General features: G+C 61.8%; 8 protein-coding genes. 3 read left to right on the top strand and 5 right to left on the bottom strand.

Going from position 1 to position 8,114, the window contains the following annotated elements; genetic code table 11:
* Positions 1–71: 71 nt before the first annotated feature.
* The 4 genes from R3P93_RS12875 to R3P93_RS12860 form a co-directional block, all read right to left on the bottom strand.
* Positions 72–776 (bottom strand): site-specific integrase, encoded by a 705-nt coding sequence (locus tag R3P93_RS12875; protein ID WP_317533151.1) that lies wholly within the window; start codon positions 774–776, stop codon positions 72–74.
* A gap of 621 nt (positions 777–1,397) precedes the next feature.
* The gene (locus tag R3P93_RS12870) at positions 1,398–3,071 is read right to left on the bottom strand and encodes a cation:proton antiporter family protein (RefSeq protein WP_068051199.1); all 1,674 of its coding nucleotides are present in this window, start codon (positions 3,069–3,071) and stop codon (positions 1,398–1,400) included.
* Between the two features lie 211 nt (positions 3,072–3,282).
* Entirely contained in the window at positions 3,283–3,738 is a 456-nt protein-coding gene (locus R3P93_RS12865; RefSeq protein ID WP_032398482.1) for a tellurite resistance TerB family protein, read from the bottom strand.
* 91 nt (positions 3,739–3,829) lie between these two features.
* The gene (locus R3P93_RS12860; protein WP_317533150.1) at positions 3,830–4,162 is read right to left on the bottom strand and encodes a hypothetical protein; all 333 of its coding nucleotides are present in this window, start codon (positions 4,160–4,162) and stop codon (positions 3,830–3,832) included.
* A gap of 191 nt (positions 4,163–4,353) precedes the next feature.
* On the opposite strand from R3P93_RS12860, the gene R3P93_RS12855 reads away from it, so the two are divergent.
* The 3 genes from R3P93_RS12855 to pabB all read left to right on the top strand — a co-directional run bounded on the left by R3P93_RS12855 (position 4,354) and on the right by pabB (position 7,451).
* A complete protein-coding gene (locus R3P93_RS12855) occupies positions 4,354–4,692 on the top strand; it encodes an RNA polymerase-binding protein RbpA (RefSeq protein ID WP_027497120.1) in 339 nt (112 codons plus the stop codon).
* 280 nt (positions 4,693–4,972) lie between these two features.
* Entirely contained in the window at positions 4,973–5,368 is a 396-nt protein-coding gene (locus R3P93_RS12850) for a chorismate mutase family protein (RefSeq protein WP_082898863.1), read from the top strand.
* A gap of 10 nt (positions 5,369–5,378) precedes the next feature.
* Positions 5,379–7,451 carry an aminodeoxychorismate synthase component I gene (pabB, locus tag R3P93_RS12845; RefSeq protein ID WP_094641776.1) on the top strand — a complete coding sequence of 691 codons (2,073 nt, stop codon included), beginning with the start codon at positions 5,379–5,381 and terminating at the stop codon, positions 7,449–7,451.
* A gap of 55 nt (positions 7,452–7,506) precedes the next feature.
* On the opposite strand, the gene R3P93_RS12840 is transcribed toward pabB, so the two are convergent.
* Positions 7,507–8,103: a hypothetical protein gene (locus R3P93_RS12840; protein WP_094641778.1), complete on the bottom strand. Its 597-nt coding sequence runs from the start codon at positions 8,101–8,103 to the stop codon at positions 7,507–7,509.
* Positions 8,104–8,114 lie beyond the last annotated feature (11 nt).

Genomic DNA, 8,114 nt, shown 5'->3' with positions numbered 1-8,114 from the left:
CCACAACACGGGTACGACACGCCCGAGCTGCGGCTACGCCGCCTCACCGAATGTCCACCACCCCACGGGACTTACCCGGGTGAACCGCGCATCGCTTTTCCGTGCCTGATACGTAGCAGTCCCCATTCACCGAAACCAGGGGCACGGGCGTTTCGTGAGCAGTCGACCAGTTGCAGCTGTCGCCCTTCGCCGGCCCGCAGGCCCCATCCGTACAAGACCTTGAACGCCACCGCATCGCGCCACGCAGCAAGTGCGCCTTTGCGTCCCGAGTTGAGGATTCGTTCCGGTTCGAGATCGGCGAGGTCGAAGAACTGCTGTAGCTCCGCCTTGGTGAACGGGCGCCGCTTGTCCTGGGTGTCGTTGGTCTGCACATGAGTGGCTCGGTTGAATTCGGTGATCACCTGCGAGAACACGGTCCCGAACAGCCGCCCGCAGTTCTCGTTCCACTCGTAGACGGGGTTGGTCGCGTACTCCAAGAACAGTCGGACGTCGGACTGATAAGCCCGAATCGTGGCGTGAGAGAGATTGCGTACCCCACGCAGATGAGCGAAGAACTCGTCGGCATCGTGCGGGGACCATTGCCACGGTGGGGATCCCACGAAGTCGACCATGCGATGGATCAGTTTGATTCGGCGGTCGGCGGTACTTGCACGGAAATTCTGGGTGATCTGCGCGCGTCGCCAGCCGACGAGGACATCGTCGAGGAAGGCTTCGGAGGATGCGGAACTATCGGCCGGAAGGTAGATCAATCGACCACCAACTTCACGTCGGTCCACGTCAGCACCCTTTCGTCTGTCTGCATATTCTGCACTTGAAGAGCGCAAACTGCAACGATAGCTGCCATAACGCCTGCTCAGACCGGGCTGCTTGTCGTGACACTGTCTCATCGGAGCGGCGCCTAGATGTGGACCTGGGATGTGCATGCCGATGGTATCGATGCAGCTCAGGCGAGTATCGGCGAAGCACGGGGGCAGTTACACGAAGCAGAGATATTCGCGCCAAGTGCTGATAACCAATCTACTAGTTGACATAATGTCGATTATCGGCAAAAAGGAGCCGCAGTTCAGGGGTGTCTCGACGGACGCCGCGCGACTTCGGTTCCTGTGGCCGACCCATTCACAACGCTTCCGCGTCGAACGCTGTGTGCACGTCCCACTCGAGCGCTGCGGCGGACACTCGGCGCTGTTGTCCAACGGGCAGCTCCTTGCGACGGTTGGACGAAATGTGTGAATCAGATGGAGCTTGCGTCACTCTCTTGCATTCCCCTCGCCCCACCTTCAACCGTCCAAAGCGTCACAGTGACGTTTTGCAAGGGTGGAGTTGGGACGAGCAGGCCGCGGTCCAGTGGCCGAGTCGGTGTCTCTCCCCTGGCCTCCGTATGCTCCAGGCGGGGTCGGTTATGGATGCTCGTCGAGCGGTACCGGTTTCGTGGTCGGCCGAGGGACCTTCTCGGACTGTGAGGTATCGAGGTCGGGGTCGTTTTCGTCGCCGACGGGATCGGGCGAAGTGGTGGCCACCTGATCCGCCAATTCCAACCCCGCACCTGCGTAGACATTGAACGCGATGTCCACGCCGTGCTCCTTGGCCCACTGCACTTCGTCGTCGTAGCGGGCCACTGCGGCAACTGTTCCACTGAATCCGGATTCGCGCAGACAGGCGAGTGCTGTGACATTGGCACCGTGACGCGGCATCGCGAGCACGGCAATGCGTACCGACTCGGAATGCCGTAGTTGATGCCAGAAATCGAGATCGGTTGCGTCCCCTTCGATGACTCGTAATCCCTGATCGGCCAGGCGACGAATGCGAGGCCCGTCGTAGTCGACTCCTACGGCATCCAGGCCGTAGTGATCGGTGAGCCGCTGATATGCCGCGAACCCGACACGCCCCATTCCGATCACGACCACCTCGGCGTCGCCGGCATCGCCGGAGCGTTCCTCGGGATGCAAGCTCGACTCGTCCTGCTCGGGTAGACGGGTCGCGATCTTCTCGACCATCAGGTGGCCACGACCGTTCACCAGAGCCGACGCGACGAAACTCAAAGCCACGGCGATCGACATCTCGACCAGCCAGGCCGGTGCGAGTAGGCCGGTCGTCACTCCTACCGACACGACGATCAGGCCGAATTCGGAGTAGTTCATCAGGCTCAGTCCGGCCAGGAGCGCGGTCCGATATCGCAACTTCATCAGGGCGAACAGCGCCAAGTACAGGACGGATTTGAGTGGCAGCAGAAGCACCATGAGGAGGGCGACACCGAGACTGGGTAGGTCCGGCAGCCCGGACAAACCGATCGAGACGAAAAAGCCCACCAGGAGCAGTTCCTTGATGTGGAACAGCGATCGTGACAGTTCCGACGAGGCCGGATGCGATGCCAGCAACACGCCGATGACCAGTGCGCCCAGATCCCCCTTGAGCCCCAGGGCGGAGAACAGGGCGTAACCCGGGACCAGCGCCATCACGATGCCGAACAGCGACTGCATCTCGCCGTGGCCGAGTCCGCTCCAGATCTTCCGAAGGATCCGCGTCACCGGCCACAGCAGTACGAGCGTCACCGCCCATGGGCTCGGTAGCGAGCCGCTGGTTATGGTGAGAAAAACCACGGCAACGATGTCCTGCATGACCAGGACACCGATCGCCACCCGTCCGTAGAGGGCGTGCGACTCCCCTCGCTCTTCCAGAACCTTGACCACGAACACCGTGCTCGAGAACGACATCGCGAATGCGAGCAACGCTATCGTCGTCAGACTTTGGCCGGACAACATGGCCAACCCGGCGACGGCGGCGAGCCACAGCACGGTGGTACCGACCACGATGCTCGCCACCAGATGCACCGATGTCGTCAGCCACACCTCCCGGCGCAGAAGAATACGAACGTCGAGCTTGAGACCGATTGCGAACAACAGCAGTGTCACGCCCAGGTCGGCGATCAGCTCGAGCTGGGGCACCTCACCGACATCGAGCGCATTGATGACGAAACCGGCAGCGAGAAACCCGACCAAGGGAGGTAGCCGTACCACCATGGCGAGTCCGCCCAGACCGAAGGCGATGACGAGGTAGATCGCGGCAACTGTCATGCACGGTCCCTTCGCTGGTGGGCTGCAACCGGATCTCCAACGGATCTTTCGACGTCGGCACAAGCCGTCGGAGTGCCCCTAGTATCCCGGCATACGCCACATTTCACAGCGGACGACTGCCGACGAGAACGGCGATCGACGAAGTCGCCTGATGACTTCGTCGATCGCCGTCAGCACGATCGACTACCGCGGTCCTTCCGTACGGAAGGACTCAGAGCTCGAACTCGGCCGGATCGATTCCGACTGCGAAGCACGCATTGCGCACGGCAGCCTTCTCGTGATCGTCGAAGTGGCCGTCCGCTCCGCCGATGATGATGCCGATCTGAATGACGGCCCGTGCCTGGTCGGGCTTCGACTTCAGCTTGCCGATCGTGGCTGTCGCCTCGACCTTCCCGAAGTCGAAGTCTCCCTGCAGCTTGTCGCAGTACCAGTCGAACTTCTGCCGAAGCTCGTCGGGCTCGAACACTCTCAGAGCCTCGTTGCCGGCGATCAGTGATGCCGTCTTCTGGCGCTCGGCAGGATCGATGGTGCCGTCCGCCGCCGCGATCAGGGCACACATGGCCATGCTGCCGTTGGCGAATTCCTTGTTCTTGAACTGGCTGGTCTTGGTCTGCAGCTGGCCGTTCAATTCCTGTGCCTTGGATTTGAGTTGATCCCAGAACGCCATGGAGCTCCTCACTAGGTCGTACCGCCTGCGCAGTCGCGCGGGCGGTACGACCATTGTCCATGGAGTCGGTGAACGAGTAAGGAACCGCAGTTCAGCGCAGTCGCTCTGCGTCATGAGCTTTGGCCAACAGCTCGGCGCACAGTCGGTGCAGTTCCGCAGCGTCGGCACCTTCCGCCACCGCCGTGCTGACGTCCTCGGCGGCACACCGAACCTCGAACGCTCTGTCTGCCACGGCCGACACCTCCTCCGCGGTCAGCACGACGGCGTCGTCGGGAATCGACGTCCCTTTCGTCACGCTGCGCTGCTCGTAGGCTCGCTGACGGCACGATTGACGGCAGTACCGCCGCTTACGGCCGGTTCCTGTATCGGCGACCGGGCGCCCGCACCAGGCGCATGTCTGGTCGCGGCGGGTTCTGGCGGACATGGTCGTTCAGCCTACTGCGGCCGCGAGGTAAGATCGCCCGATAAGCTGCGCCGATGGGATCGCACCGGGACTCATCGGCCCGGGAACGAACCGACGCGCGGCGACGTTGTAGATCAGTGGGTAGACGGTGTAGTTCGATGTCGACGGATGGCTTCGACGCACGTACCTACTATCGATGAGAGGACTTCACCATGGCAGATCGTGTACTTCGAGGTAGCCGACTGGGAGCGGTCAGCTACGAGACCGACCGTGATCACGACCTGGCGCCCCGCCGCGTTGCGCGCTACCGGTGCGACAACGGCGAGGAGTTCGACGTACCGTTCGCCGACGACGCCGAGATTCCCGGAACCTGGGCTTGCCGCAACGGTCTGGAAGGGTCGCTGATCGAGGGAACCGCGCCGGAGGCCAAGAAAGTCAAGCCTCCCCGTACGCACTGGGACATGCTGCTCGAGCGTCGTTCGGTCGACGAGCTCGAGGAGCTTCTCAAAGAGCGTTTGGACCTGCTGAAGGTCAAGCGCCGCGGCGCATGACGTTCGCCGCACTCTGCACCGCCTGATTGGAAACAATCCGGCGGTGCAGTTTTTTTATTTATATCGAACTTATCGGATGTTTTCGCGGACCTTTGTTGCATTCATTGTCGCCTGACCAGCTATTCCAATACGATCGAGTGGCGAGGTGGCTGTCCGAGGTGCCATCATCGAGTATCGGTTGTCACACAAGTGGACGATTCGTGAACGGTCGCCGTAACAGTTGTCGGACAATACCGATAAACAGCGGCATCGCACTCGAAAAATCAGGGGGCAATAACTCGTGAGCCAGGATTCTGATCAGCGCTCGACCGACGCTTTGCGCACGGCGGCCTCCGAAGCGGAATCGGAAGGCCATCGCGCAGTCGGCGAGCAGAAGCTTGCGGAGTTGAGGCGCGAGTTGGACGGAATCGACGAAGTTCTGCGCGCTGCAATTCGAGACCGCATCGATGTGTGTGTACGTGTTGCACACGTAAAACGAGAACACGCCATTCCGATGATGCAACCAGGCCGTGTCGGATTGGTGACAGAGCGAGCGAGAGAATTCGCGTCGGCCAATGGGATGTCCCCCGACTTTCTCGAAGATCTGTACCGAACGATGATTGCAGAGGCATGTCGCGTCGAGGATTCGATCATCGATTCTCCGACGCCCGGGCCGGGCCTCGACAGGAAACGGTAGAAGCACGCCGATGACGATTCATACGCTCCTGGTGGACAATTACGATTCGTTCACCTACAACCTGTACAGCCTTCTCACCGAGGTGAACGGACGGCCGCCGACGGTGGTCAAGAACGACGTCGAGTGGACGTCTTTGGATTTCGAGGCTTTCGACAACGTCGTGATCTCACCCGGTCCAGGGCGGCCCGATGTGGAGCAGGACTTCGGGATCAGTTCTCGCGTGATACTCGAGTCCGGTCTACCGATACTCGGCGTGTGCCTCGGGCATCAGGGTCTGTGCCATCTGTTCGGTGGCAGTGTCGATCTTGCGCCCGCGCCGATGCACGGCAGGATCACCGACATCACTCATTCCGGCGTGGACCTGTTCGCCGGAATCCCCTCGCCCTACTCGGTGGTGCGGTATCACTCGCTCGTGGTGACCCGCACCCCTGCCGACTTCGAGGAAGTCGCATGGACGCCCGACGGACTGGTCATGGCCGTGCGGCACCGGAGCAAGCCCATGTGGGGCGTTCAGTTCCATCCCGAGTCGATCAGTACCGAATACGGCCGCGAACTACTCGCCAACTTCCGCGATCTGACACTGGCTCAATCGGCCGCATCGAGCGCCGCGCGGACTCAGGATTCGATCTTCACCATCGAAACACGTTCGCTCGACGAGGCTTTCGACTCCGAGCAGGTATTCGACGCTCTTTTCGCGGACGGCTCGAAGAGTTTCTGGCTGGACGGTAGCGCGGCTCTCGAACCCGACTGCAGATTCACCGTCATGGGCGACTGCTCGGGTCCTCATGCGGAGTACGTGACCTACTCGGTTGCCGAGACCACGGTGACCGTGCAAGGTGCCGACGGTACGACCGAGCGCATCCACTCGACATTCTTCGACTACATCGACGAGCGATTGCGAGAGCGGTCCACTCCCCCTCGACACGACCTACCGTTTGCTTTCGGACTCGGCTACGTGGGGTATCTGGGATACGAGCTCAAGGCCGATACCGGTGGCCAACTGGTTCACACGGCCTCGACTCCCGACGCGTCGATGGTCTTCGCAGATCGCGCGCTGGTGTTCGACCACGAAGCCGGCACCCTGTATCTGATGGGGTTGGCCACCACCCCCGGGGATCCTGTGTTGGCGCAGTGGTTCGACTCTGTCACCGAGACCCTGCGTGGCTTGTCTCGAAAGGCAGTCCCGAACGACCACGCGGATGCGCCAGCGTCGGGCACTCCCCTGCTCGGAGCAGATCGATCGCTCGAGCCCCGTCTACGCCACGACCGTGCCCACTACCTCGATCTGATTTCCCAGTGCCTCGCCGAGATTCGCTCCGGTGAGACGTACGAGGTCTGTTTGACCAACACGGCGACCGTAGCCGGTTCCATCGACGCGACCGCCACCTACTCGTACATGCGTGAAATCAACCCCACTCCGTACAGTGCGCTGCTGAAGTTTCCCGAGCTGTCGGTGTTGAGTGCGTCTCCGGAACGCTTCTTGCGCATCGACGCCGACCGCGTAGTCGAGTCCAAGCCGATCAAGGGGACGCGTCCCCGCGGAGCCACGGCGGAAGAAGACAACGCGCTCAAGGCCGATCTCGTCGCGAACGAGAAGGACAAGGCCGAGAATCTGATGATCGTGGATCTGGTGCGCAACGACCTCGCCCAGGTCTGCGTGCCGGGGTCGGTTCACGTACCGAAGCTGTTCGATGTCGAAACCTATGCTCCCGTGCACCAATTGGTCTCGACCGTTCGTGGCCGCCTGCGCGAGGACGCATCCGCGGCGGACTGTATCCGTGCCGCGTTTCCCGGTGGTTCGATGACAGGAGCCCCGAAGATCCGCACGATGGCGATCATCGACAAGCTCGAAGACGGACCGCGCGGGGTGTACTCGGGTGCCATCGGTTACTTCTCGATCACCGGCACCGCAGACTTCTCGATCGTCATTCGCACGATCGTGGCCACCGAGCACGAAGTGACGTACGGAGTGGGTGGTGCAATCGTGGCACTGTCGGATCCCGACGAGGAGTTCGAGGAGACGATGGTCAAAGCCGTGTCGATGCGCCGGGCGTTGACCGGGCGGACAGCGAACAGCGGGTAGAGCGCACGCGCTCCACCCGCTGTTCGGACCTCCGTCGGCTCGGGGCCGTTCTGCCTTACGGAGTGGTGAAGTACTCGAACACGGCAGGCTGAGCCTGCGGGTTTCCGTTGGACGTACCGATGACCGCGCCGGCAACCGTACCGATGACGGTTCCGATGATGCACCCGGAGATGAAGTTCGGGAAGATCGATACACAGCCGATGGCGAAGCCGAGGCCTGCGCCGATCGCCGTGCCGACACCGCCACCGTTGTTCCAGCCGATTGCGAGCTGGTTGACCATGTTGTCGAATGCCTGCTGCTTGGTCCGCGGACCTGCGACCTCGGCGACGGGAACCGTCTGCGGAGTCAACGTCAGTTCGCGACCCTCGGCACCGATCAGCGGTGCGATCGAGTAGACGGTGCCGTTGATGGTGTATTCCAGCGGAACGGTTGCGAGCGTGGCACCGGCCTGGTCGATGACGGACACGTTCTCGCTCGTGGCGTCGACCCGGAACAGCCCGGCATCGAGGATGGTGGTGACCGTGCCGTCCGGGTTGACCGAAGTCTCGTAATTCACCGGGTCCGACGACGGGTCTGCCACAGCATGGCCTGCTCCGGTGGCCACCGCAGCGGTCAACGCCACCGCTACCGTTGCTGTTCTGATCAGTTTCACTTCTGTCCCCT

Source organism: Rhodococcus cerastii, from assembly GCF_033042195.1.
GTDB lineage: Bacteria > Actinomycetota > Actinomycetes > Mycobacteriales > Mycobacteriaceae > Rhodococcoides.
Note: the sequence above shows the minus strand (reverse complement) of the source record. Positions and strands in the feature narration are given on the sequence as shown.